The organism is Actinopolyspora mortivallis, from assembly GCF_003001495.1.
GTDB classification, from domain to species: domain Bacteria; phylum Actinomycetota; class Actinomycetes; order Mycobacteriales; family Pseudonocardiaceae; genus Actinopolyspora; species Actinopolyspora mortivallis_A.
Window position 1 is genome coordinate 75,423 of the sequence record NZ_PVSR01000006.1, and the last position, 23,244, is coordinate 98,666.

A 23,244-nucleotide genomic window follows, 5' to 3' on the forward strand; every position below is an offset into this window, starting at 1 on the left:
GGCGGCTCAGTCGGACTCCGGCGACTCCTCCCGCTCCCCCGTCTCGAAGCGGGCCTCGAACTCCTCGCGCAGCCGCGAGGCGGTGGACACGACCAGCATCAGCAGGGTGCTCAGTGGAGCGGGAGCCAGCCCCTCGGCGGGGAAGGCGTAGCGGAGGGTGAGATCCGTGCCGTCGGTGGTGCGCACCGTCCCGAGTGTTCCGAACAGCCCCTCCCCGGCACGTTCGGCCACCCAGCGGGAGAGTTCCCCGGACTCGGGGAGGTCCCAGGCCAGCACACAGGTCAGGCTCAGCACCGTGAGCCCGTCGGCGAGCTGCATCGCCTGCACGGCGCAGGGGATCCCGGAGTGCAGAAAGCTCAACGCGCCGTCGTCGTCCACCCGGACCTCGTAGTAGCTCTCCAGGACCCGTTTGGCCGAGGTGAGCAGATCGGCGGTGGTCGCCGCTTCCCTGGACATCAGTCGTTCTCCTGTTCCGACTCCCCGGTGGTGTGCTGCGCCGCCCGGTCCACCGCGCCTCCGAAACGCCGGTCCCGTCCGGCGTAGGCCAGACAGGCCTCCCAGAGGTGCCGCCGGTCCACGTCGGGGAACAACGTGTCCTGGAAGACCATCTCCGCGTAGGCGGACTGCCAGAGCATGAAGTTGGAGGTGCGGCGTTCCCCGGAGGGGCGGATGAACAGGTCCACGTCCGGCATCTCCGGCTGGTAGAGGTGGCGAGCCACCGTACGCTGGTCGACCCGGTCCGGGTTTATGTGTCCCTGCGCGGCCAGTCTGGCGATCTCCCGCGCGGCGTCGCCGATCTCCGCGCGTCCGCCGTAGTTGACGCACATCGTGAGGTTCATGACCTGGTTGCCCGCGGTCCGTTCCTCGGCCGAACGCAGCTCGTTGACCACACTGCGCCACAGTTTGGGACGACGCCCCGCCCAGCGGACCCGCACACCCAGCTCGTCGAGCTCGTCCACCCGGCGGCGGATCACGTCCCGGTTGAAGCCCATCAGGAACTTGACCTCCTCCGGGCTGCGTTTCCAGTTCTCCGTGGAGAACGCGTACAGCGAGAGCCACCGCACCCCCAGCTCGATGGCGCCGCGGGCCAGTTCGAGCACCACGGCCTCGCCCCGCTTGTGCCCCTCGACACGCGGCAGTCCCCGCTCGTTGGCCCACCTGCCGTTGCCGTCCATGACGACGGCCACGTGATGGGGAACCAGTTCCCGGGGCAGTTCCGGAGGTTTCGCACCGGAGGGGTGCGGGTCGGGTGCTCGTACGTCCGAAGCTTCCCTGCCCCGCCCACGGCGTCGCAGCATCGGGCTTCCCTTCGTGATCACTGAGCCGGTTCGACTACGGCGGTCCCATTCTCCCGGACGCGTGCCGTTCACCGGCCCAGCGGGCGGGCGAAACGGATCGCCGGACCGTCGTCCAAGGACAGCCTGGTCATTCCCATCGCCCGGTAGAAGGCGTGCGCCGAGGCGTTCGTGGCCCGCACGCCGAGCTGCACACCGGGGGATCCCGCCTCGGCCAGTGCCTGGAACAGCACCCGCAGCAGTGCCGCGCCCACTCCCCTGCCGCGTGCTCCGGCGAGCACGTTGACGTGCAGGTGGGAGGGATAGGTCTCCGTGTCCGGAAGCAGCATCGAACACGGCCGGTGCAGCAGTGAGCGCAGCTGGACGTCGGCGTCACCGGCGCGGAGGAGGGACTCCCGCCGGGTGGGGGCGGGGTGGCTGTGCACGAACCGTGGCGACCAGTGGCGTCGCCAGTCGCGGAAGAAACCGACCGAGTCGCGGGCGGCCACCACGTAACCGAGCGGCTGTCCCGCGAGTTCGGCCACGAAACACAGGTCGGGTTGCAGCGCCAGGTAGGGGGAGGCGAACACGTGCGCCATCAGCTCGGGCTCGTTCAGGATGTTGCGCGCGTGTTCCCCGGCATCGCCCGTGGCCACGCAGATCCGACGCACGTCCACCTCGTCGCCGGGACGGAAACGACGAACCCTCAACGACGCCCCGAGGGATCGGTCGGACGTTCCCCTAGGGAGGGCTCCAGTGTCCCGGCCCGTTCGCGGATCAGCTCGGGAACGGGATCCGGTGCCCCTTCCCCCGCTTCGGATTCGGGAGGATTCCCGGCCGCTGCCCCCGCGCCGTGTGCCGTGGAACGTTCGACCAGCGGCAGGGAACGCAGCTGACGTTCCAGGTGCCACTGCAGGTGCGCCGCGACGAGACCGCTTCCCTCCCTGCGTACCGTGTCCTCGGAGATCTCGGCCTCGTTCCAGTCCCCGTCGAGCAGCGCCCGCATCAGCGAGATCGTGGCCGAGGAGGGACGGCTCGCCCCGGCCGGGCGGCACTGGCCGCACACCGTGCCTCCCAGCGGAACGCTGAAGGCGGCGTGCGGGCCCGAGAGTCCGCAGCGCGCGCACTCCCCGAGGGCGGGGGACCACCCGGCGAAGGCCATGGCACGCAGCACGAAGGCGTCCAGCAGCAGGGAGGCGTCCCGCCGCCCGTCGGCCAGCGCCCGCAGCACCCCCACCACGAGCAGGTACATGCGCAGCACCGGCTCACGCTCCTCGGCCACGATCCGGTCCGCCGTCTCCAGCACCGCGCAGGCCGTGGTGTAGCGCCGGTAGTCGGCGACGATGCCCACGCCGAAGGCGTCCAGGGTCTGCACCTGGGTGACCACGTCGAGAGTGCGGCCGGTGTGCAGCTGCGTGTCCACGTGCGCGAAGGGTTCCAGACGAGCGCCGAACCTGGATCCCGTACGACGCACGCCCTTGGCCACGGCACGGACCTTGCCGTACCGCCGGGTCAACAGGGTGATGATCCGGTCCGCCTCGCCGAGTTTGCCCACCCGCAGCACGACACCGACATCCCGATACAGGCTCACCCCGCCATCCTCCCACCGGGTCGAGAGGTCAGACCGCCAACGTCGTGAAGGGCTCCACCGGCAGGTTGCGCAGCACCGTCCAGAGCAGCAGCCCTCCCCCCATCAGGGCCGCGGCCACCGTCCCGGCCGCTCCCGAGGGCCACAGTCGCCAGGCACGTCCGGTCTCGTAGCGCGCCCCGGCCACCAGTAGCGCCACCGCCGAGGGCAGCAGGACCAGGGCGGCGAAGGCGTTGTACTCCACGGCACGGACGGGGTGTCCCCGCAACAGCGCGGCGAGCATCCGCGTTCCCCCACACATGGGGCCGTCCCACCCCAGCGCGGCGAACACACAGGGAAGGTCGAAGGGTGAGATCACCAACAGCACTCCGGCCGTTCCCAGCCCCAGCGCGGCCAGTGCCGTACGCCAGGCCGGCAAGGGAGTCCGCGCGATCACGGTGCGCACCACCGACCTCCCCGTCACGGTGGATCCCCTCGGGAACCCCACACGGCTGCCCGGACGTCGAACCGCCGCCTGACGGACCGCCGTCCCGATCGGTGATCCTATTACCGAGGACACCACACAACCACGGTGGCGGCATGATGGGATCCGCACGACGTCGTCGAAGGAGCCTCGGATGACCAACCCGTACGGGTCGGGACCACACAACCAACCGCCGAACAGCGGCGGCTTCTCCCAACCGCACCAGTCCTCCTACACGGGAGGTTTCCAGTACCCCGGCTACCAGCCGGGTCAGCAGTATCCCGGCAACCAGAACTTCTACATCGGTTACGAAGGGGGACAGCTTCCGCGCAACAACGGGTTGGCCATCACCTCGATGGTGCTGTCGCTGGTCGCGATCCCGTTCATGTGTGGTCTGTGGCCCGGTGGACTGCTCGCGCTGCTGGGGGTGATCTTCGGTCACGTGGCCCAGTCGCAGATCAGCCGCGACGGCACCCGCGGCAGTGGTATGGCCACGGCGGGACTCGTGATCGGCTACTGCCTGCTGGGGCTGTTCCTGCTGGGGTTGCTCTCCCTCCTCTCGTTCGGACTCGGCAGTCTGCCGTTCATGGCCGGTGCCGCGGGCACGAGCGTGTGAGGGAGCCCCCGGCCAGGAGCATCGGGACATGCGGAGCGAGCACCACTGCACCGGCTGGGCAGTACCACGCCGGTTCGTCGTGGGACGGGGCCTCGGGCCGTGCGAGCCGCCGGAGTTCAGAAACCGAGCTTGCGCAACTGCTTCGGGTCCCGCTGCCACTCCTTCGCGATCTTGACTTGCAGGTCCAGGTATATCTTGCTGCCGAGCAGGGCCTGGATCTGCCTGCGGGACCGCTCCCCGACCTCCTTGAGCCGTTCCCCGTTCCTGCCGATCACGATGGCCTTCTGGCTGGAACGCTCCACGTGCAGGGAGACGTAGATGTCGACCAGGTTGTCGTATCCCTCCCGGGGGGCCATCTCGTCGATGGTCACCGCCAGGGAGTGCGGCAGTTCGTCGCGGACCCCTTCCAGCGCGGCCTCACGGACGAGCTCGGCCACCAGTGACTCCTCCGGCTGGTCGGTGATCTCCCCCTCCGGGTACAGCTGCGGCCCCTCCGGCACCTGACGCACCAGCAGGTCGGACAGCAGGTCCACCTGGAAGTGGTCCACGGCGGAGACCGGGACTATTTCGGTGAAGTCCATGAGTTCCTGCATCGCCACCAGCTGTTCGGCGACGTGCTTCCTGGCGACCAGGTCGGTCTTGGTCACGATCCCGATCACCGGAGTGCGGCGGGCGACCTTGGCCAGTTCCTGGGCGATGTGGCGGTCACCGGGGCCGATCTTCTGGTCGGCGGGCACGCAGAACCCGATGACGTCGACCTCCGACCACGTGGTGTGCACCAGATCGTTGAGTCGTTCCCCCAGCAGGGTCCGCGGCCGGTGCAGACCGGGAGTGTCCACGATGATCAACTGTGCGTCGGGGCGGTGCACGATGCCGCGGATGGTGTGTCGGGTGGTCTGCGGCTTGCTGGAGGTGATGGCCACCTTGGTCCCGACGAGGGAGTTGGTCAGTGTCGACTTGCCCGCGTTCGGTCGTCCGACGAAGCAGGCGAACCCTGAACGGTGTGTTTCACTTGAGCTGGTCACGGCTCCATTGTCGCCGTAGGGGGCTCAGTGCTTGCCAGCGGTGGTCCCCATGCAGCTCAACAGGGTGCGGTGACTGATCCAGCCCACGGGTCGGCCGTCCCGCTCGTCCAGTACCGGAGCGGCCGTGACGTCCAGGGAGACCAGCGCGTCCAGGGCGTCGACGAGCGAAGTCGAAGCCGTCACCTCCGGGGGCTTTTCGAGCAGGTCACCCACGTGGCCGGTGTTCGTGGTGCCGTCACCGAGCGCCTCGGCGACGGCCGCGGCCGTGACACATCCCCGGTACCCGCCCTCGGAGTCCACCACGGGCAACGCGGAGTCCCCGCAGTGGGCCAGACGTTGGGCGGCTTCCGGAAGTGTGGTGTGGGGCTCCAGGGCGGGGGGCAGCGGTTCCATCACGTCGGCCACGGTGCGGTCCGGCAGGCGACCCCGGCGGTATCTGGCGTCCAGGTCGATACCGCGCCTGCTCAGCTTGGTGGTGTAGATGGTGTCCCTGCTCAGGGTCCTGCTGACCAGGGTCGCCACGACCACGGCCAGCATCAGCGGCAGAATGATGGAGTACTGCCCGGTCAGCTCGAACAGGATGATCACCGCGGTGATCGGGGCTCGGGCCGAGCCGGCGAAGGCGGCCCCCATGCCGATCAGTCCGTAGGCCCCCGGGGAACCGGCCACGCCGGGCAGCAGCTCGTTGGCGATCATGCCGAAGGCGGTTCCGCCCATCCCACCGATGAACAGGGCGGGGGCGAAGACTCCGCCCGAGCCGCCGATGCCGATGGTCAGACTGGTGGCCAGCATCTTGCCGAGCAGCAGCACGAGCAGAAACCACACCGCGTAGTCCCCGCCGATGGCGTGGTTCAGCACGGGGTAGCCGACCCCGTACATCTGCGGCAGGACCAGCAGCACCAGACCGAGCAGCAGCCCTCCGACCCCGGGACGCAACCACTCCGGCCCCCGCCAGAGGTGGTCGCAGACGTCCTCGATCCTGTAGAGCACCTTGCCGAACAGCACTCCGGCAGCGCCGACGAGGATCCCCAGCAGGGCGAACAGCAGGAACTCGGTCGGGTTGCGCAGGTGGAAGTCCGGCAGGGTGAGGAAGGCCTCGTTGCCCATCACGGCCCGGCCGATGACGCTGGCGGTGACGCTGGAGAGCACGACCGCGCCGAAGGACTCCACGGCGAAGTCCCGCAGAATGAGCTCCATGGCGAAGAAGGGGCCCGCCATCGGGGCGTTGAAGGTGGCGGCGATGCCCCCCGCAGCACCGCAGGCGACCAGCACGCGCATCCTGCGTTCGGGCAGGCGGATGTTGTGTCCCACCGTGGAACCGAGCGCCGAGCCGATCTGGACGATCGGTCCTTCCCTGCCGACGGAGCCCCCACCACCGATGCACAGGGCCGAGGCCACGGCCTTGACGAAACTGACCTGGGGTTTTATGCGCCCTCCGCGTTCGGACACGGCGTACATGACCTCGGGGACACCGTGTCCCTTGGCCTCCGGGGCCAGCCAGTACACCAGGGGACCGTAGAGCAGTCCCGCCACGGCGGGCGCGAGCACGAGGAACCAGACACCGAGTCCGGGAAGCCATTCGTGTGCGGCCCCCGGGGCGGTGGTGTACTCCGGTCGGCCGGTGAACAGCTCGGTCGCCGAGGTGATCAACCACCGGAACGCGATGGCGCCGAGCCCGGCGCCGACCCCGACCAGCAGGGCGAGGGCCATCAGGCCGCTGCCGCGTTCGCGGAGCCAGGCACCGATCCGCCCACACACCGATCCGGTCAGGGCTGCTGATCGTCTTCCGGCCACCGCCATCACCATTGCATAATGCAATTCTTGCCCCGTGCACGTCAATGTGAAAATGGCGACATGAGTGATGAGAAGCCGCCACACGGTGACGAAGTGGACGCGATCACCGAGGCGGTGCTGACCGCGTCCCGGTTACTGGTGGGAATCTCGGCGAAATCGGTCGCCGCGGTTGCCGGGCCGATCACACTTCCCCAGTTCCGCCTGCTGGTGGCGCTGGGCTCCCGGGGGCCGCTGAAACTGGTGTCGCTGGCCGAGATGCTCGGCGTGAACCCCTCCACGGCCACCAGAACCGTGGACAGGCTCGTCACGGCCGGATGGGCCGAACGGAACAGCAACCCGGACTCGCGCCGGGAGATCACGGTGGGGCTCACCACGGCCGGCCGCGACCTGGTGGACCGGGTCACCGAGTACCGCCGCGGCGAGATCGCGGCCATCGTCGAACGCATCCCCCACGAACAGCGCGCGGGACTGGTGCAGGCGCTGCAGGCGTTCACCGAGGCCGGGGAGGAACCCCCGCCACGTGCCTCGCCCTACGACGCGGGACTGACCCACTGGACCTGAGGAGTTCTCGCGGAACGGTTCCCGACGCCACCGGACGCCGGCACACCGCGCCCGACCGCTCCGGTCGATCGTTGCTCGAAGACCACCGGGCGAACGCCCCTCCCGGCTCTTCCCCCGACTACTCGACGTCGCGGGCCACGTCGGAGACAGTGCCCCCACCATCGGCCCGGAACACGGGAACCCGCCTGCCCAACGCCCGCACCGCGGCCAGCGAATCCGGGTCGATCTCCGTCCCGTCGGTGACCAACGCCGCGGCCTCCAGTCCCTCGGCACCACTGGAGGCGGCAGCCGCCACGGCGGACTGCAGGGCGCTCAGCCGCAGCACGCCCAGATCCACGGTGCATCCCGTGTAGGTCCTGCCGTCGGTGTCCCGTACCGCCGCCCCCTCGGCGGCCCCGATCCGCGCCCGGGCCGACCGGGCCAGCGTCACGATCTTGGAGTCCTCCGCGTCGAGCTGCTCCGGAGCGGGCTCGATCCGTTCACCCATGATGGGCTTCCCTTCCTTCCTCACCGTGGTGCACACCGGTGTCCGCGGCCCTGCCGACCAACAACGCGTTGATCCGGATGCGCCCCCTGTGGTCCTTGCCGCCCTCCGCCCGCAGACGCAGCCCGGAGATCTCGGCCTCGGCACCGGGCAGCGGGACACGTCCGAGGCTGTGCGCCAGCAGCCCCCCGACCGTCTCCACCTCCGAGTCGTCCAGCTCCACCCCGAACAGCGCACCCAGATCGGACACGGGAAGCCGCGAACTGACCCGCACCCGTTCCTCGTCGAGCCACTCGACCGGGCGGTGCTCCTCCCGGTCCGACTCGTCGGTGATCTCGCCGACGATCTCCTCGATGATGTCCTCGATGGTGAGCAGGCCCGCCGTGCCGCCGTACTCGTCCACCGCTATGGCCATGTGACTGCGCGAGAGCTGCATCTCCTTGAGCAGTTCGTCCAACCGTTTGGAGTCCGGAACGAAGCTGGCCTGACGCATGAGCTCGGCGACGGTGGGCTCGGGCGAGTCCGAGGCGGAACGCTCGGCCAGCGCCCTGGCCGACTCCTTGAGCGTGACCACGCCGACCACGTCGTCGACGCTGTCCCCGATCACCGGAATACGGGAGAAACCGGAGCGCAGGGCGAGCGTGAGGGCCTGTCGCGCCGACTTGGTGCGTTCGATCCAGATCATCTCGGTCCGCGGGACCATCACCTCCCGGGCGACGGTGTCCCCCAGTTCGAAGACCGAGTGGATCATCTCGCGTTCCCCGGCGGCCACCACGCCACGCTCGCCGGCCAGGTCGACCAGTTCGCGCAGCTCCACCTCCGAGGAGAACGGCCCCTCCCGGAAACCCCTGCCGGGGGTGATCGCGTTACCGACGAGGATCAGCAGCCTCGTCAACGGGTTGAGCACCCGCGCCAGCAGGACCACCGGCCCCGCGAGGACGAGCCCCACCCCGTAGGGGTGCTGACGGCCGATGGTGCGCGGCCCCACCCCGACGAGCACGTACGAGACCACCAGCATGATCAGCACGGACAGCAGCACGGCCCAGCCGGGAGAGGAGAACGCGCGGAGCACCACCACCGTCACCAGCACGGTGGCGGTCAACTCGCAGGTCAGCCGCAACAGCAGCAGCAGGTTGACGTGCCGGGGGCGGTCGGTCAGCACCCGCACGAGCTGGCCCGCCCCGGAACGCCCCTGCCGGAGCAGCTCCTCGGCCCTCGCCCGGGACGCCGTGCCCACGGCCGCGTCGGCGGCCGCGAACACACCGGCGGCCAGCACCAGCAGCACCGCCCAGAGAATCAACCACGTTCCCGTCGGAAACAACAACGCCGCACCCGTCTTACCGCTCGGTGTCCTCGCCGGACTCCTCCAGTCCGACCACGCCGAGCACCCGGGAGTCGGCGTCCCGCTGCTGTGCCGCGCGGTCCGCCTCCGACTTGGCCTCCCGGAACTCCGCCAACAACCGGTTCTGCAGCGCGAACATCTCGCGCTCCTCCTCCGGTTCGGCGTGGTCGTAGCCGAGCAGGTGCAACACGCCGTGCACCGTCAACAGGTAGAGCTCGTCCTCCATCCGGTGTCCGGCGTTGCGGGCCTGGTCCCTGGCGAACTCCGGGCACAGCACGATGTCACCGAGCATCCCCGGGTCCGGCTCCGTGGACTCCGGGGCGCGGGGGGTCTCGTACTCCTCCAGCGGGAACGCCATCACGTCGGTGGGACCGGACAGATCCATCCACCGCTCGTGCAGGTCCGCCATCACGTCGAGCTCGACCAGCACGATGGAGAGCTCCGCCAGGCTGCTGACACCCATGCGGTCCAGCGCGAAGCGAGCCACGGAAACGATGGTCGTCTCCGGAACGCTGACAGCCGACTCGTTAGCGATCTCTATGCTCATGCCCGTTTCCGTGCTCGGTCCTCGAACTGCCCCGCCGAGGAGGTGTCCACCCCGGCCTCCTGCAGCGCGTGCCAACGGTCGTAGGCGTTGACGATCTCCCCGACCAGGCGGTGACGCACCACGTCCTGGCTGTCCAGGGTGCAGAAGTACACGTCCTCGATGCCGTCCAGGATCTCACGAACGACTTTCAGCCCACTGCGTTGGCCTCCGGGCAGGTCGATCTGGGTCACGTCGCCGGTGACCACGATCTGCGAGCCGAACCCCAGCCGGGTGAGGAACATCTTCATCTGTTCCGGCGTGGTGTTCTGCGCCTCGTCCAGGATGATGAAGGCGTCGTTGAGCGTACGGCCCCGCATGTACGCCAGCGGAGCGACCTCGATGGTGCCCGCCTGCGTGAGTCGCGGGATCGACTCGGGGTCGACCATGTCGTACAACGCGTCGTAGAGCGGACGCAGGTAGGGATCGATCTTCTCGTACAGGCTTCCCGGCAGGTAGCCGAGTCGCTCCCCCGCCTCCACGGCGGGCCGGATCAGGATGATCCGGGTGACCTCCTTGGCCTGCAACGCCCGCACCGCCTTGGCCATGGCCAGGTACGTCTTTCCCGTACCCGCCGGACCGATACCGAACACCACGGTGTTCTCGTCGATGGCGTCCACGTAACGCTTCTGGTTCGCCGTCTTCGGACGGATGCTGCGTCCACGTCTGGACAGCACGTCCATGCTCAGCACGTCGGCGGGGGAGTCACCGTTCTCGGTGGCGAGCATGGACACACTGCGCCGCACGACGTCCGGACTGAGCTGGTTGCCCTTGGAAACCAGCTCGATCAACTCGTCGAACACGTGCTCGGCGAAGGTGACCTGGGCGGACTCCCCGGTGAGGGTGACCTCGTTGCCCCGCACGTGCACGTCGGCGTCGAGAACCTCCTCGAGCGTGCGCAGGTTCTCGTCCCGGGAACCGAGCAGGGCGAGGATCGCCGTGTCCGGGACGGTGCGACTCGACTGGGTCCGCTGGGTCCGGGGTAGCTGCTCTCCCGCCCGGGGAGCCTCCCCATCCGCTGCGATTCCGGCCACGCTGTTACCGGCCTGCTTTCTGCGCTTTCCGCGCGGTCAGTTACTGGATGCCTTCCACCCCGATGGTAGAGCAACCGACAACTCACCCGCCGCCACGCGGGGTGTCGCGGCCCCTCACCGTGACCGGCGTCGGCGGTAACGGCCTCCCTCGGGAACCCCGGGTCGGCGGCCCGTCGGACGGACTCCGGGGGCACGGAGCGCTCACCACTTCCGCCTCGCCGGCCGCACCGCCGAGCACCGACCCGGTAGCCGCGGAGGCTCCTGTCGGTTCTTCAGACCGGTTCGGCCAGCGCGCCGAGCTGTCGCCCGCCCAACAGGTGCAGGTGCACGTGGAAGATCGTCTGCCCCGCGTCCTCGTTGGTGTTGAACAGCAGACGGTAGCCGGACTCGGCGATCCCCTCGCTCTCGGCGATCCCGGCCGCCACCCGGACGAGCTCGGCCGTCAGCTCCGGGTCGTGGGTGGCCAGCTCGGCGGCGTTGCGGTAGCGCTCGCGCGGGACGATCAGCACGTGAACCGGGGCCTGCGGGTTGATGTCCCGGACGGCGATCACACGCTCGCCCTGGTACACGAAATCGGCGGGGATCTCCCCGGAGATCATGCGCTCGAACAGTGAGGCTTCGTTGTCGACCATGCCCGCAGACTATCCGTGGGACGCCCTCCGCCCGAAGAGTGATCCACGCCCCGGGGGCGTCCGCCGCTCACGCCCACCGCCCCGTCAGAGCGCCCAGGGCACCGAGCGCCACCGCTCCGGCCGTCGAGGCACGCAGCACCTCGGGGCCCAGACGGACCGGCCTGGCCCCCGCCGCACACAGCGCGTTCAGTTCGGCCTCGGTGAGGCCACCCTCCGGCCCCACCACGAGCGCCAGCCGCCCGCTGCGGGGAAGGGTGATCTCCGGCAGGGAGCACTCCCCCGACTCGTGCAGCACCAGAGCCGTCGTGTACCCGGGCAGGAGCTCGGCCACCGCAGCGGTGCCGACCGGTTCCTCCACGGTCGGGGTCCAGGCCCTGCGCGCCTGTTTGGCCGCCTGCAACGCCGCGTTGCGCCACCGCGCCAGTGCTTTGGCACCGCGCGGACCGTCGTCCCACTTGGCCACGCAGCGCTCCGCCCTCCAGGGGATGACCGAGTCCACCCCGGCCTCGGTGGCCAGCTCCACGGCCAGCTCACCGCGATCCCCCTTCACCAGCGCCTGCACCAGGTCCACACGGGGTTCGGAGGGGGGAACCTCCCGACGCTGCCGCACCTCCAGCTCCAGTGCGTCCCTGAGCGCCTCCACGACGCTGCACTCGGCGAGTCCACCGCGCCCGTCCGAGAGCACCAGCCGTTCCCCGGAACGCATACGGCGCACGGTGGCCGCGTGTTTGCCCTCCGGGCCGGTCAACCGGGTGCGGGACTCGGCGGGCAACTCGTCGACCGAGAACACCGGCAGCGTGGATGACATCGGAACTCACTCACTCGGGGGAGACGGACAGGGCCACGGACGAGATCCGAGGGCGGCCACCCGTGGGGGCCGCCCGCACCTCACCGGTGACCGAACCCACGGAACCGGGAGAAGATCCCGCCCCGGTGCCCGTTGCCGCTCGCGCTGACGGTGGGTTCGGGTTGTTCCTCGCCCCGGCTGGAGGCGAGTTGCCGCAGCAGGTCGGCCTGGTGCTCGTCCAGTTTGGTGGGCACGACCACGTCCAGGTGCACGTGCAGGTCGCCGTGACCGCTGACCCGCCCGTTGGAGCGCAGCTTGGGCAGCCCCTGGCCGTCGAGCACGTACTCGGTTCCCGGCTGCGTTCCCGGCTCGACGGTGAGTTCCTCCTCGCCTTCGAGGGTCTCGATGGTCACCACCGTGCCCAACGCGGCGGCCGTCATCGGCACCTGCACGGTGCAGTGCAGGTCTGCCCCGTCGCGCACGAAGCGCTCGTGCGGCTGTTCCTCCACCTCGACGAAGAGGTCGCCCGCGGGTCCGCCTCCCGGGCCGACCTCGCCCTCACCGGCGAGACGGACGCGCATCCCGTCCCCGACACCGGCCGGGATCTTGACGGTGATCGTGCGGCGGGAACGCACCCGCCCGTCGCCTCCGCACTGCTGGCACGGATCGGTGATGACCTCACCGAAGCCCCGGCACACCGGGCAGGGTCGTGAGGTCATCACCTGCCCGAGGAAGGAGCGCTGCACGGACTGGATCTCACCCCGCCCGTCGCAGGTGTCGCAGGTGGAGGGGGCCGTTCCCGCGCTCGAACCGCCGCCCTGGCAGGCGTCGCACACCACGGCGGTGTCGACCGTGACGTCGCGGTTGACTCCCCGCGCGCACTCCTCCAGGGTCAGTTCCAGGCGCAGCAACGCGTCGGAGCCCTGCTGGACCCGGCTGCGGGGTCCCCGGCCCGCGGCCCCTCCGGCACCACCGCCGAAGAACGCGTCCATGATGTCGCCAAGACCGCCGAAACCGGCGAACGGGTCGCCACCGGCACGCGCTCCGGCCGCACCGCCGCCGTTGTCCATCGGATCGCCGCCCAGGTCGACGACCTGACGCTTCTTGGGATCCGAGAGGACCTCGTAGGCGGTGCTCACCTCCCGGAAACGTTCCTGGGCACCCTCCTCCTTGTTGACGTCGGGGTGCAGTTCCCGCGCAAGCTTGCGGTAAGCCCGCTTGATCTGATCCTGGGTCGCGTCCTTGGATACCCCGAGGATCCCGTAGTAGTCCTTGGCCACCTTGTGCGTTCTTCCTCTGCTCGTCTAGCGGGTACATGCCGAAGATTCCCGGGGGACGGGTGCCGCTCGACACGCCTGCCAGGCGGGGGTCACCGTCCCGCCAGGATCTCTCCCACGTAGGACGCAACGGCACGAACCGCTGCCATCGTTCCCGGATAGTCCATCCGAGTGGGGCCGACCACGCCCATGCCCCCCAGCACCGTCCCATGGGAACCGTAACCGGTGGAAACGACCGAGGTGCTCTGCATCTCCTCGGCCTCGTTCTCCATCCCGATCCGGACCGTCACGCCCTCGGAGTCCCGGGCGGCGGCCAGCAGGCGCAGCACGACCACCTGCTCCTCCAACGCCTCCAGCACCTGACGCAGCGACCCGGGGAAGTCCGCGACGTTTCGGGTCAGATTGTGGGTACCTCCGAGGACCATGCGTTCGTCGGGGTGTTCCACCAGCGTCTCGATGAGCACCCCGCAGACCTTGGTCATGATCTCCCGCAGCTCCGGAGGGGCCTCCTCGGGAAGCTCGGAGACCGAGGCGGAGGCGTCGGCCAGCCGTTTGCCGACCATGGCCGAGTTGAGCACGGTCCGCAGTCGCGAGACGTCCTCGTCGCCCAGGACGTCACCGAGGTCGACCATACGCTGGTCGACACGTCCGGTGTCGGTGATCAGCACCAGCATCAGCCGCGCCGGAGTGATGGTCACCACTTCCACGTGTCGCACCGTCGACTGGGTCAACGTCGGGTACTGCACCACGGCGACCTGCTGGGTGAGCTGGGCCAACAACCGCACGCTGCGCCGCATGACGTCGTCGAGGTCCAGCGCGCCCTCCAGGAAGGCGTGGATCGCCCTGCGTTCCGGGGAGGTCAAGGGCTTGATCTCGTGCAACCGGTCGACGAAGGTGCGGTACCCCTGGTCGGTGGGGATCCGACCCGCGCTCGTGTGCGGCTGGGCGATCAGGCCTTCCTCCTCGAGCACGGCCATGTCGTTGCGTACAGTGGCACTGGACACGCCGAGATTGTGCTGTTCGACGAGCGTCTTGGAACCGACCGGCTCGTTGGTGGACACGTAGTCGGCAACGATCGCGCGCAGCACCTCGAAACGGCGCTCGTCCGCGTTCACCAGCGTCACCTCCTCCTCCGGCGCGTCCTCACTCGCGGACACGTCCGACTCGGCACACACGGGTTCGTGCCTGCCGTCCACTGTCCGAGTTTACGGTGTTTCGGGCTCTCAGCCGAGAGGCGCGGTCAGGAGCCGGCGGGAGACCACCCCTTACGGGGGCGGGTCCCTCGGCCCCGCCCGTGGGAAGCTCCACCCCGAGGGGCCGGAGTCATCCGATCAGACGCCGTACGACCCCGTCGGCCAACAGCCGCCCCCGGTCGGTGAGCACGCACCGGCCCGCGCGCAGCGCGTCCTGTCGCAGCAGCCCGTCCTCGACGGCCCGGCGGGCCTCGGACAGCCCGGTACTGTCGAGCACGTCCACGGGCAGCCCGCTGTCCAGCCGAAGCTCCAGCATGATCCGTTCGATGCGCCGGTCCTCGCAGGTGAGTACCTCCCGACCCGCCGCTGGGGAGATCCCCTCGTCGAGGGCCGCCGCGTAGCGCGCCGGGTACTTGAGATTCCACCAGCGGACCCCGCCGACGTGGCTGTGTGCCCCGGGGCCCGCTCCCCACCAGTCGCCACCCCGCCAGTAGCCGAGGTTGTGCTCGCAACGCCCTTCCGGGCGAGCGGCCCAGTTGGAGACCTCGTACCACCGGAACCCGGCCTCGGACAGCGTTCCGTCGATCAGTTCGTAGTCCTCGGCGAGCACGTCCTCGTCCGGCTCGGGAAGCTCACCCTTCCGGACCCGCCGGGCCAGGGCGGTGCCCTCCTCCACGATCAGTGAATAGGCCGAGACGTGGTCCACCCCGGCCTCCAGCACGGCGTCGAGGGTGGTGCGCAGGTCCCGGGTGCTCTCGCCGGGGGTGCCGTAGATCAGGTCCAGGCTCACGTGGTCGAAACCGGCCGTGCGGGCCTCTCCGGCCGCCGCGACGGCCCGCCCGGGGGTGTGCCTGCGGTCGAGCACGCGCAGCACGTGCTCGGCGGCCGACTGCATCCCCAGCGAGACCCTGGTGTAGCCCGCCCGTCTGATCCGCTCGAACAACTCGGGGGAGGTGGACTCCGGGTTCGCCTCGGTGGTCACCTCCGCCCCGGGGGCCAGCCCGAAGGAGTCGCGGACCGCCTCCAGCACCTCGGCCAGCCCCTCTCCTCCCAGCAGTGAGGGAGTCCCGCCGCCGACGAACACCGTCCCCGCGCGGGGAGCCGCCTCCCCGCCGAGCACCCGCGCCCCCAGCTGGAGTTCACGCCGCAGGGCGCGCAACCACCCGCCGGTGCTGCCGCCACCCCCGTCCAGCTCGTCGGCGGTGTAGGTGTTGAAGTCGCAGTAGCCGCACCGGGTGGCGCAGAACGGCACGTGCACGTAGACCCCGAAGGGACGTTCGCCGAGCCCCTCGAACGCCTCGGCGGGCAGGGTTCCGTCCCGGGGCGGGGTTTCGCCGGTCGGTGGATGCGCGCTCACGACTCCCAGTGTCCCAGCCCCGTCCCACCGCACGGAGCACCGAACCCTCCCACGGAGGTAACCCGGGTCATACTCGTCCCACCATGCGGATGACGCTGGACCACCCGGTGAGCTCCTGGCACGCTGACGAACATGGACGCGACCCCCACCGAGCTGCTGCTGGTCGCCCGCCGCTACGTGGATCTTCGCCGGGTGTCCAGCGCGCTGTGCCGTAGCGCGGGCTAGCGCGTCCCCGAGTTTCCCGTCACGCCCGATTCGGCTCGGCCGAATCGTGGGTCGCTTTTCCCAGACAGTCTTTCGCTGCCCAAGCACGTCACGTCATCCCGGAGGTCGGCCGCATGGTCCCCCCGACGGAAGCACCGAGCCAGCCGAAACGCCGCGCACCGGCCCGCAGGGGCAAAGGACGCGCGGAGGGACAGTGGGCGCTCGGCTACCGCGAACCGCTCAACGGCAACGAGCAGTCCAAGAAGGACGACAACCCGCTCAACGTGCGGAGCCGGATCGAGAACATCTACGCCCGGCGCGGTTTCGACTCCATCGACCCCTCGGACCTGCGCGGGCGTTTCCGCTGGTGGGGGCTTTACACTCAGCGCGCTCCGGGGATCCCCGGAGCGCGGACGGGCACGATAGAGCCCGAACAGCTGGACGACTCCTACTTCATGCTGCGCATCCGGGTGGACGGCGGCGCGCTCACCACCGAGCAGCTGCGGGTCATCGGCGAGATCTCCCAGACCTACGCGCGGGACACCGCCGACGTCACCGACCGGCAGAACGTCCAGCTGCACTGGATCCGGGTGGAGGACATGCCCGCGATCTGGGAGAGGCTGGAGTCCGTCGGCCTCTACACCACGGAGGCCTGCGGGGACTGCCCCCGCGTGATCCTGGGCTCGCCGGTGGCGGGGATAGCCGCCGACGAGATCGTCGACGCCACTCCCGCGATCCGTGAGATAGCCCACCACTACATCGGTGACCGCTCCCTGTCGAACCTGCCGCGGAAGTTCAAGACGGCCATCTCGGGGTCCCCGCGCCAGGACGTGGTGCACGAGACGAACGACGTCTCGTTCATCGGGGTGCACCACCCGGAGCACGGTCCCGGCTTCGACCTCTGGGTCGGCGGTGGGCTGTCCACCAATCCCAAGCTCGCCGTGCGCCTGGGCACCTGGGTGCCGCTGGAGGAGGTCCCCGAGGTCTGGCACGCGGTCGTGCAGATCTTCCGGGACTACGGCTACCGACGGCTGCGCAACCGAGCCAGGATGAAGTTCCTGGTCGCCGACTGGGGGGCGGAGAAGTTCCGCGAGGTGCTGGAGAACGAGTACCTCGGTCGCAGGCTCCTGGACGGGCCGGAGCCGCCGCTGCCCGAGGGGCCGCGGGACCACGTCGGTGTCCACGAGCAGGTGGACGGCAACTACTACGTGGGGGTGACCTCGGTCGCGGGCCGGGTGAACGGTTCCACGCTCATCGAGGTCGCCAAGGCCGCCGAGCGCGTGGGCTCCCGCCGCATCCGCACCACGGTGGAACAGAACCTGCTGGTGCTGGACGTGCCCGGTTCCGAGGTGGAGAACCTCATCTCCGACCTCGACGAGCTCGGCCTGCGGGCCCGCCCCTCGCCGTGGCGACGCAGCGTCATGGCCTGCACCGGTATCGAGTTCTGCAAGCTGGCCATCGTCGAGACCAAGAACCGGGCCACGGAGCTGGTCGAGGACCTGGAGCGCAGGCTCGCGGACGTGCAGGGGAACATGGACAACCCGGTCACCGTGAACCTCAACGGCTGCCCGAACGCCTGTGCCCGCACCCAGGTGGCCGACATCGGCCTGAAGGGGCAGCTCGTGCAGGACGAGCAGGGCAACCAGGTCGAGGGCTTCCAGGTGCACCTGGGTGGTGGACTCGGTCGGGACGCCGGGTTCGGACGCAAGATCCGTGGCCACAAGGTGACCTCGGCCGAGGTGGGCGATTATGTGGAGCGTCTGGTGCGTCGTTACCTCGACCAGCGGTCGGGGGGCGAGACTTTCGCCCAGTGGGCCAACCGCGTGAGTGATGGGGAGCTAACGTGAACGGGGGACGTTCCACCGAGCCCGGCCCCGAGGGCAGGGCTGTTCCGTTCTACTGCCCGTACTGCGGGGACGAGGAACTCGTGCCGCAGGCCGAGCCCACGGGCGCGTGGAAATGTCAGGCGTGCCGCCGTGTGTTCACGGTACGACTCGCAGGATTGGCACTGACCGAGGAGGACGAGCAACCATGACCGCGGAGAGCACCCCCGACATCGGCGTTCGGCGTGGGGACGAAGAGCTTCAAGCCCTCGTGGAAGAGGCCCGTGAGCAGCTGTCCGAAGCGAGCGCCACGGAGGTGCTCTCCTGGGCGTCGCGGACCTTCGGCAACAGGATGATCGTGGCGTCCAACATGCAGGACGCCTCGTTGGTGGATCTGGTGTCACGGATTCAGCCCGGGGTGGACGTCCTCTTCCTCGAAACCGGCTACCACTTCGCCGAGACCCTCGGCACCAGGGACGCGGTCGCGCAGAGTTACGACGTCAACATCGTCAACGCGATGCCCGAACAGACCGTGGAGGAGCAGGACGCCTCCGAGGGGCCACGGTTGTACGAACGGGATCCGGGTCGGTGCTGCCACCTGCGCAAGGTGGTTCCGTTGCGGAACACCCTGGCCCGTTACGAGGCGTGGGTCACCGGACTGCGCCGGGTCGACTCTCCCACCAGGGCGGACACCCCCCTGGTCACCTGGGACGAGCGGAACAACCTGGTGAAGCTGAATCCGATGGCGGCGTGGACGGACGAGGACATGGACAATTACATAGCCGAGCACAATGTGTTGGTGAACCCGTTGGTCCCCGCGGGATACCCCTCGATCGGGTGCCAGCCGTGCACGGCCAAACCCGCGCCAGGTGAGCATCCGCGCAGTGGTCGTTGGAGCGGGTTCTCGAAGACGGAGTGCGGGCTGCACGCATAGCGGTCCGGTGTGTCGCGACACGTTCCGGGGCCGTGTCGGGACGGCACACCGTGTGCTCCGCCATCCCTCCACGGGGTGATCCGACAACTGTGTAAAGGCACGCTGATGACGACGGAAGCGATCATGGATCAGAATCTCGACCTGTCGGAGGATCCGGCGACGTCCGAGGCTCCGCCACAGGTGGACAACCTCGACGCGCTGGAGTCCGAGGCGATCCACATCTTCCGGGAGGTCGCCGGGGAGTTCGACCGCCCGGTGATCCTGTTCTCCGGAGGCAAGGACTCCACGGTGCTGCTGCACCTGGCGCTGAAGGCCTTCCGCCCGGCCCCCGTCCCGTTCCCGTTGCTGCACGTGGACACCGGCCACAACTTCGAAGAGGTCCTGCGGTTCCGCGACGAGCTCGTCAGCAGGCACGACCTTCGCCTGGTCGTCGCCCGGGTGCAGGACTGGATCGACGACGGCCGGCTCACCGAACGTCCGGACGGAACCCGTAACCCGCTGCAGACCCAGCCGTTGCTGGAGGCCATCGAGCAGAACCGCTTCGACGCCGTGTTCGGCGGGGGCCGGCGCGACGAGGAACGGGCCCGCGCCAAGGAACGCGTGTTCAGTCTGCGCGACTCCTTCGGGCAGTGGGATCCGCGCAGGCAGCGCCCGGAACTGTGGAACCTCTACAACGGCAAGCACCGCGCCGGTGAGCACATGCGGGTGTTCCCCCTGTCCAACTGGACGGAGCTGGACGTGTGGCGCTACATCCAGCGCGAGAAGATCGAGCTGGCCAGTCTCTACTACGCCCACCGCAGGGAGGTCTTCGAGCGGGACGGCATGTGGCTGACCTCGGGTCCGTGGGGAGGTCCCCGGGAGGGCGAGGAGGTCGTCGAGAAGACCGTCCGGTACCGGACCGTGGGGGACGGTTCGTGCACCGGTGCCGTGGAGTCCGAGGCCTACACGGTCGACGACGTGATCGCCGAGGTCGCCGCGAGTCACCTGACCGAGCGCGGCGCGACGAGAGCCGACGACAGGATGTCCGAGGCGGCCATGGAAGACCGTAAGCGGGAGGGCTACTTCTGATATGACCGACGACACCGAGACCCTCACGCGGTTCGCTCCGGACAGCGGGACCGAGGTGTCCCTGCCGGTGCACACCGACCTGCTGCGGCTGGCCACGGCCGGTTCGGTCGACGACGGCAAGAGCACCCTGGTGGGTCGGCTGCTGCACGACACCAAGTCGGTGCTGGCCGACCAGCTCGACGCGGTGCACCGGGCCAGCGCGGACCGCGGCCTGAGCACCCCCGACCTGTCCCTGCTCGTCGACGGACTGCGTGCGGAGCGGGAACAGGGCATCACCATCGACGTCGCCTACCGGTACTTCGCCACGGCCAAGCGAACCTTCGTGCTGGCCGACACCCCCGGCCACGTGCAGTACACCAGGAACACGGTCACCGGGGCCTCCACCGCGCAGCTCGCGGTGCTGCTCGTCGATGCACGCAAGGGGGTGCTGGAACAGACCCGCAGGCACGCCGCCGTACTCGCCCTGCTCGGGGTTCCCCGGCTCGTGCTGGCCGTGAACAAGATCGACATGGTCGACTTCGACGAGTCGGTGCACGCCGGCATCGCGGCCGAGTTCACCGAGCACGCCCGAGCGCTGGGGTACGCGGACGAGCACGTGGTGACCGTGCCGGTGTCGGCCCTGCACGGGGACAACGTGGTGGAGCGTTCCGAGCGCACTCCCTGGTACACGGGACCGTCGCTGTTGGAGCACCTGGAAACCGTCCCCGTGGCACCGGATCCGCACGACGTGCCCTTCCGTATGCCGGTGCAGTACGTCATCCGTCCGCGCACCACCGAGTACCCCGACTACCGGGGCTACGCCGGGCAGGTGGCGGCCGGTGTGGTCGCCGAGGGCGACGAGGTCATCGTACTGCCCGCTGGCGTCCGCAGCAGGGTGGCCAAGGTGGACACCCCGGACGGGCAGGTTCCCAGTGCCGCGGCGGGCCGGTCGGTGACCGTACTGCTCGAGGACGAGGTGGACGTGGCACGCGGCGACGTCATCGTCGCCGCCGAGAACCAGCCCCGGGTCACCGACGAGATCGACGCCACACTCTGCTGGCTGGCCGAGAAACCGCTCAAACCACGCGCACGCCTGCTCGTCAAGCACGGCACGCGAACGGTGCAGGCCATGGCCACCGAGCTGGCCACCCGTTTCGACGAACAGGAACTGTCCGGGGTGGACTCTCCCGAACAGCTGGAGCTCAACGAGATCGGCCGGGTCCGGTTGCGCACCTCCGAGTCGCTGCCCGTCGACGAGTACGCGGACAGCAGGCGCACGGGCTCGTTCATCGTGCTCGACCCCTCGGACGGTTCGACGCTGGCGGCCGGTCTCGTCGGTGTGCCACTGGCCCCGCTCGCGGCGGCCGTGAACCACTGAGTCGCAGGAGTCGGAACATGAGTGCCCCCTTGGTCGCGGTGGCGCACGGAAGCAGGGACCCACGTTCGGCGGAGACCGTCCGGCGACTGCTGAACGTGGTCCGTTCCGTGCGTCCCGAGCTGGACGTCCGGGAGGCGTTCCTCGACCTGTCCGCGCCGTCCCTGGGCGAGGTACTCGACTCCGTGTACTCCGACGGGCACCGGCAGGGGGTGGTGGTTCCGCTGCTGCTGGGCCACGCCTACCACGCGAGCGTGGACATCCCGGAGGCCGTGGCCGAGGCTCGGCGACGCAATCCGGGACTGTCGGTGCGCGTCTCCGGGGTCCTCGGACCGGATCCGCGGCTGCGCACGGCCGCCTGGCGCAGGCTGCTGCGCACGGGGGTGGATCCCGGGGACACGGGAATGGGGGTGGTCCTCGCCGGGGCCGGTTCGGCCCACCCCCCGGCGAACGGGCTCGTGGCGGAGGTGGCCGAGTCCTGGCGTCGGCGTACCGCCTGGGCCGGGGTGGTACCCGCCTTCGCCGCGGCGGCCGAGCCGGACGTACCCACCGCCGTGGAGCGGCTGCGCGCGGCCGGGGCCCGGCGCTTCGCGGTGGGCTCCTGGTTCCTCGCCCCCGGCAGGCTGCCGGACCGGGTGATCGAGCAGGCGTGTGAGCACGCTTCCGAGCCGCTGCTGGCCGAGCCCATGGGGGACGACCACGAGGTCGCCGACCTGGTCGTGGGCCGGTACGAGTCGGCGCTGGACCGGTCTCCGGCCGCGCTCGGCCCGGAAGGGCGATGAGTTCACCGGCAGGGGCGGTCTCCTCACCTCACGCCCCGCCGGCGGCCTTCGGTCGGATCTCCGACGGTGACGGGACGTCTCAGCCGGTCGTCGCGGATCCGTTCACGGCCGGGACGCGGTGAACAGGTAGTTCCGTTTGCGCGGGGTCACCCCGTCGACGGGAATCCAGTTCCCCGAATGCCATACGTGGGGCTGGTATCCCATTTTCCGCAACCGGCTCAGAAACGCGGACGGTTCGAGACCGTACCGGGAAAGGTGCCGGTGTTCGATTTCGAGCAACAACACCGGCCTGCATTCCTCCAGAGTTTTCTCCGCCCCGTCGAGAACGGTGGGTTCGTAACCCTCGACGTCGATTTTCATGAAATCGACCCGGGGAATTCCCCGAGAACGCCGTATCTGGTCCACGGAGAACGTGTCGGTCACCACCGAACGGCTTCCACGGAAGAGTCCCGCGGGAGGATCGTTCGACACCTCGTCGCTCACGTGGGCGTGCCCGTGGATCGGCAGCCCGAAACGGGTGGGAACGGTGATCCTGTGCCTGCCCGAACGCCCACCCAGCGCCGAGCGGCTGATCCGGAGGTTGCCCACTCCGGTCAGCAGCGCGCCGGTCGCGAGTATCCCGTGCGGTTTGCGCTGGGGCTCGAAGGAGTGCACCTGCCCTTCGGAGCCGACGAGGCGGGCCAGGGCGAAGCTGTACATGCCGTAGGCGGCACCGACGTCGAAGCACACGTCCCCCGCGCCGACCACCTCCTTCAGCCCCTGCACCTCCGGCTCGATCACCGACCACCGCGAGGCACCTCCCAACACGGCGGCCAGCGCCCGCAGTCGGTGCCCGTGGGCACGGGTTCCGCGCGGTTCGGGACGCGTTCGGACACCGGCCGGTTCGTTGCTCATGCGTGGATACCTCCCCCAGAAACCGATCTGCCGGCGGTCCAAAGTAGCTCAGAGGCGTCCCCTTCGGACACCTGGTGTCCCCGGTCGAACACGAAGGGGAACCGCTCCCCTCCCGGTAGACCGGGTTCACGGAGCGCACGGTTCTCCGGCCGGACGACGGGCCGCCCGGCCGGAG

At 69.6% G+C, this 23,244-nt stretch carries 26 protein-coding genes; 9 read left to right on the forward strand and 17 right to left on the reverse strand.

Annotated features, from left to right (window positions below; genetic code table 11):
• Positions 1-6 precede the first annotated feature (6 nt).
• The 5 genes from CEP50_RS06885 to CEP50_RS06905 form a co-directional block, all read right to left on the reverse strand.
• A complete protein-coding gene (locus CEP50_RS06885; protein WP_106113094.1) occupies positions 7-456 on the reverse strand; it encodes a YbjN domain-containing protein in 450 nt (149 codons plus the stop codon).
• Positions 456-1,298, reverse strand: a complete 843-nt coding sequence (locus CEP50_RS06890; protein ID WP_106113133.1) for an isoprenyl transferase — start codon at positions 1,296-1,298, stop codon at positions 456-458. Before CEP50_RS06890 ends, CEP50_RS06885 begins: the two co-directional genes overlap by 1 nt.
• Positions 1,299-1,366: 68 nt before the next feature.
• Positions 1,367-1,945 carry a GNAT family N-acetyltransferase gene (locus tag CEP50_RS06895; protein WP_106113134.1) on the reverse strand — a complete coding sequence of 193 codons (579 nt, stop codon included), beginning with the start codon at positions 1,943-1,945 and terminating at the stop codon, positions 1,367-1,369.
• Positions 1,946-1,980: 35 nt separating this feature from the next.
• The gene (recO, locus tag CEP50_RS06900) at positions 1,981-2,865 is read right to left on the reverse strand and encodes a DNA repair protein RecO (RefSeq protein ID WP_106113095.1); all 885 of its coding nucleotides are present in this window, start codon (positions 2,863-2,865) and stop codon (positions 1,981-1,983) included.
• Between the two features lie 28 nt (positions 2,866-2,893).
• Positions 2,894-3,325 carry a DUF2752 domain-containing protein gene (locus CEP50_RS06905; RefSeq protein ID WP_258174950.1) on the reverse strand — a complete coding sequence of 144 codons (432 nt, stop codon included), beginning with the start codon at positions 3,323-3,325 and terminating at the stop codon, positions 2,894-2,896.
• A 154-nt stretch (positions 3,326-3,479) separates the two neighbouring features.
• Between CEP50_RS06905 and CEP50_RS06910 the strand changes: the two genes are divergently transcribed.
• Positions 3,480-3,941 (forward strand): DUF4190 domain-containing protein, encoded by a 462-nt coding sequence (locus tag CEP50_RS06910; RefSeq protein WP_106113097.1) that lies wholly within the window; start codon positions 3,480-3,482, stop codon positions 3,939-3,941.
• Positions 3,942-4,057: 116 nt separating this feature from the next.
• On the opposite strand, the gene era is transcribed toward CEP50_RS06910, so the two are convergent.
• Complete coding sequence (gene era, locus CEP50_RS06915) at positions 4,058-4,966, reverse strand: GTPase Era (RefSeq protein ID WP_106113098.1); 909 nt, start codon at positions 4,964-4,966, stop codon at positions 4,058-4,060.
• A gap of 24 nt (positions 4,967-4,990) precedes the next feature.
• Complete coding sequence (locus CEP50_RS06920; protein WP_106113135.1) at positions 4,991-6,766, reverse strand: chloride channel protein; 1,776 nt, start codon at positions 6,764-6,766, stop codon at positions 4,991-4,993.
• A 54-nt stretch (positions 6,767-6,820) separates the two neighbouring features.
• Here CEP50_RS06920 and CEP50_RS06925 point away from each other — a divergent pair, with 54 nt between their 5' ends.
• The gene (locus CEP50_RS06925) at positions 6,821-7,321 is read left to right on the forward strand and encodes a MarR family winged helix-turn-helix transcriptional regulator (protein ID WP_019855016.1); all 501 of its coding nucleotides are present in this window, start codon (positions 6,821-6,823) and stop codon (positions 7,319-7,321) included.
• Between the two features lie 118 nt (positions 7,322-7,439).
• Here the strand turns inward: CEP50_RS06925 and CEP50_RS06930 are convergent, their stop codons facing one another.
• From CEP50_RS06930 to hemW, 9 genes are all read right to left on the reverse strand, one after another.
• Positions 7,440-7,808: a cytidine deaminase gene (locus tag CEP50_RS06930; RefSeq protein ID WP_106113099.1), complete on the reverse strand. Its 369-nt coding sequence runs from the start codon at positions 7,806-7,808 to the stop codon at positions 7,440-7,442.
• Positions 7,801-9,126, reverse strand: coding sequence for a hemolysin family protein (locus CEP50_RS06935; RefSeq protein WP_106113136.1), 1,326 nt, complete (start codon positions 9,124-9,126; stop codon positions 7,801-7,803). The genes CEP50_RS06930 and CEP50_RS06935 overlap by 8 nt, the downstream gene beginning before the upstream one ends.
• A gap of 16 nt (positions 9,127-9,142) precedes the next feature.
• Positions 9,143-9,694, reverse strand: a complete 552-nt coding sequence (gene ybeY, locus CEP50_RS06940) for an rRNA maturation RNase YbeY (protein ID WP_019855019.1) — start codon at positions 9,692-9,694, stop codon at positions 9,143-9,145.
• Positions 9,691-10,764, reverse strand: coding sequence for a PhoH family protein (locus CEP50_RS06945; protein WP_106113100.1), 1,074 nt, complete (start codon positions 10,762-10,764; stop codon positions 9,691-9,693). Before CEP50_RS06945 ends, ybeY begins: the two co-directional genes overlap by 4 nt.
• Before the next feature lie 272 nt (positions 10,765-11,036).
• Complete coding sequence (locus tag CEP50_RS06950) at positions 11,037-11,396, reverse strand: histidine triad nucleotide-binding protein (protein ID WP_106113101.1); 360 nt, start codon at positions 11,394-11,396, stop codon at positions 11,037-11,039.
• 67 nt (positions 11,397-11,463) lie between these two features.
• Positions 11,464-12,204 carry a 16S rRNA (uracil(1498)-N(3))-methyltransferase gene (locus CEP50_RS06955; RefSeq protein WP_106113102.1) on the reverse strand — a complete coding sequence of 247 codons (741 nt, stop codon included), beginning with the start codon at positions 12,202-12,204 and terminating at the stop codon, positions 11,464-11,466.
• An 80-nt stretch (positions 12,205-12,284) separates the two neighbouring features.
• Positions 12,285-13,463 carry a molecular chaperone DnaJ gene (gene dnaJ, locus CEP50_RS06960; RefSeq protein WP_019855023.1) on the reverse strand — a complete coding sequence of 393 codons (1,179 nt, stop codon included), beginning with the start codon at positions 13,461-13,463 and terminating at the stop codon, positions 12,285-12,287.
• Positions 13,464-13,552: 89 nt separating this feature from the next.
• Positions 13,553-14,578 (reverse strand): heat-inducible transcriptional repressor HrcA, encoded by a 1,026-nt coding sequence (hrcA, locus tag CEP50_RS06965; RefSeq protein ID WP_106113137.1) that lies wholly within the window; start codon positions 14,576-14,578, stop codon positions 13,553-13,555.
• 205 nt (positions 14,579-14,783) lie between these two features.
• The gene (hemW, locus tag CEP50_RS06970; protein WP_181188248.1) at positions 14,784-16,010 is read right to left on the reverse strand and encodes a radical SAM family heme chaperone HemW; all 1,227 of its coding nucleotides are present in this window, start codon (positions 16,008-16,010) and stop codon (positions 14,784-14,786) included.
• A 132-nt stretch (positions 16,011-16,142) separates the two neighbouring features.
• Between hemW and CEP50_RS20860 the strand changes: the two genes are divergently transcribed.
• The 7 genes from CEP50_RS20860 (at position 16,143) to CEP50_RS07000 (ending at position 22,175) form a co-directional block, all read left to right on the forward strand.
• Positions 16,143-16,235 carry a putative leader peptide gene (locus tag CEP50_RS20860; protein WP_342670108.1) on the forward strand — a complete coding sequence of 31 codons (93 nt, stop codon included), beginning with the start codon at positions 16,143-16,145 and terminating at the stop codon, positions 16,233-16,235.
• Positions 16,236-16,348: 113 nt separating this feature from the next.
• Positions 16,349-18,061 carry a nitrite/sulfite reductase gene (locus CEP50_RS06975; RefSeq protein ID WP_106113103.1) on the forward strand — a complete coding sequence of 571 codons (1,713 nt, stop codon included), beginning with the start codon at positions 16,349-16,351 and terminating at the stop codon, positions 18,059-18,061.
• Positions 18,058-18,249 carry a hypothetical protein gene (locus tag CEP50_RS06980; protein WP_019855027.1) on the forward strand — a complete coding sequence of 64 codons (192 nt, stop codon included), beginning with the start codon at positions 18,058-18,060 and terminating at the stop codon, positions 18,247-18,249. Before CEP50_RS06975 ends, CEP50_RS06980 begins: the two co-directional genes overlap by 4 nt.
• Positions 18,246-18,971, forward strand: coding sequence for a phosphoadenylyl-sulfate reductase (locus tag CEP50_RS06985; protein ID WP_106113104.1), 726 nt, complete (start codon positions 18,246-18,248; stop codon positions 18,969-18,971). Before CEP50_RS06980 ends, CEP50_RS06985 begins: the two co-directional genes overlap by 4 nt.
• Positions 18,972-19,076: 105 nt before the next feature.
• The gene (gene cysD / locus CEP50_RS06990) at positions 19,077-20,039 is read left to right on the forward strand and encodes a sulfate adenylyltransferase subunit CysD (RefSeq protein WP_019855029.1); all 963 of its coding nucleotides are present in this window, start codon (positions 19,077-19,079) and stop codon (positions 20,037-20,039) included.
• A 1-nt stretch (position 20,040) separates the two neighbouring features.
• Entirely contained in the window at positions 20,041-21,396 is a 1,356-nt protein-coding gene (locus CEP50_RS06995) for a sulfate adenylyltransferase subunit 1 (protein ID WP_181188249.1), read from the forward strand.
• 17 nt (positions 21,397-21,413) lie between these two features.
• Positions 21,414-22,175, forward strand: a complete 762-nt coding sequence (locus tag CEP50_RS07000) for a sirohydrochlorin chelatase (protein ID WP_106113105.1) — start codon at positions 21,414-21,416, stop codon at positions 22,173-22,175.
• A 102-nt stretch (positions 22,176-22,277) separates the two neighbouring features.
• On the opposite strand, the gene CEP50_RS07005 is transcribed toward CEP50_RS07000, so the two are convergent.
• A complete protein-coding gene (locus tag CEP50_RS07005; RefSeq protein ID WP_258174956.1) occupies positions 22,278-23,069 on the reverse strand; it encodes an FkbM family methyltransferase in 792 nt (263 codons plus the stop codon).
• Between the last annotated feature and the right edge of the window lie 175 nt (positions 23,070-23,244).

Coding starts and splice junctions, on each gene's coding strand:
- ybeY (WP_019855019.1), bottom strand. CDS start 9,694: ATGAGCATAGAGATCGCTAACGAGTCGGCTGTCAGCGTTCCGGAGACG.
- CEP50_RS07000 (WP_106113105.1), top strand. CDS start 21,414: ATGAGTGCCCCCTTGGTCGCGGTGGCGCACGGAAGCAGGGACCCACGT.
- CEP50_RS06975 (WP_106113103.1), top strand. CDS start 16,349: ATGGTCCCCCCGACGGAAGCACCGAGCCAGCCGAAACGCCGCGCACCG.
- CEP50_RS06995 (WP_181188249.1), top strand. CDS start 20,041: ATGACCGACGACACCGAGACCCTCACGCGGTTCGCTCCGGACAGCGGG.
- cysD (WP_019855029.1), top strand. CDS start 19,077: ATGACGACGGAAGCGATCATGGATCAGAATCTCGACCTGTCGGAGGAT.
- CEP50_RS06955 (WP_106113102.1), bottom strand. CDS start 12,204: ATGTCATCCACGCTGCCGGTGTTCTCGGTCGACGAGTTGCCCGCCGAG.
- CEP50_RS06910 (WP_106113097.1), top strand. CDS start 3,480: ATGACCAACCCGTACGGGTCGGGACCACACAACCAACCGCCGAACAGC.
- CEP50_RS06930 (WP_106113099.1), bottom strand. CDS start 7,808: ATGGGTGAACGGATCGAGCCCGCTCCGGAGCAGCTCGACGCGGAGGAC.
- CEP50_RS06985 (WP_106113104.1), top strand. CDS start 18,246: ATGACCGCGGAGAGCACCCCCGACATCGGCGTTCGGCGTGGGGACGAA.
- CEP50_RS06950 (WP_106113101.1), bottom strand. CDS start 11,396: ATGGTCGACAACGAAGCCTCACTGTTCGAGCGCATGATCTCCGGGGAG.
- CEP50_RS06890 (WP_106113133.1), bottom strand. CDS start 1,298: ATGCTGCGACGCCGTGGGCGGGGCAGGGAAGCTTCGGACGTACGAGCA.
- CEP50_RS07005 (WP_258174956.1), bottom strand. CDS start 23,069: ATGAGCAACGAACCGGCCGGTGTCCGAACGCGTCCCGAACCGCGCGGA.
- CEP50_RS06920 (WP_106113135.1), bottom strand. CDS start 6,766: ATGGCGGTGGCCGGAAGACGATCAGCAGCCCTGACCGGATCGGTGTGT.
- CEP50_RS20860 (WP_342670108.1), top strand. CDS start 16,143: ATGGACGCGACCCCCACCGAGCTGCTGCTGGTCGCCCGCCGCTACGTG.
- CEP50_RS06885 (WP_106113094.1), bottom strand. CDS start 456: ATGTCCAGGGAAGCGGCGACCACCGCCGATCTGCTCACCTCGGCCAAA.
- CEP50_RS06925 (WP_019855016.1), top strand. CDS start 6,821: ATGAGTGATGAGAAGCCGCCACACGGTGACGAAGTGGACGCGATCACC.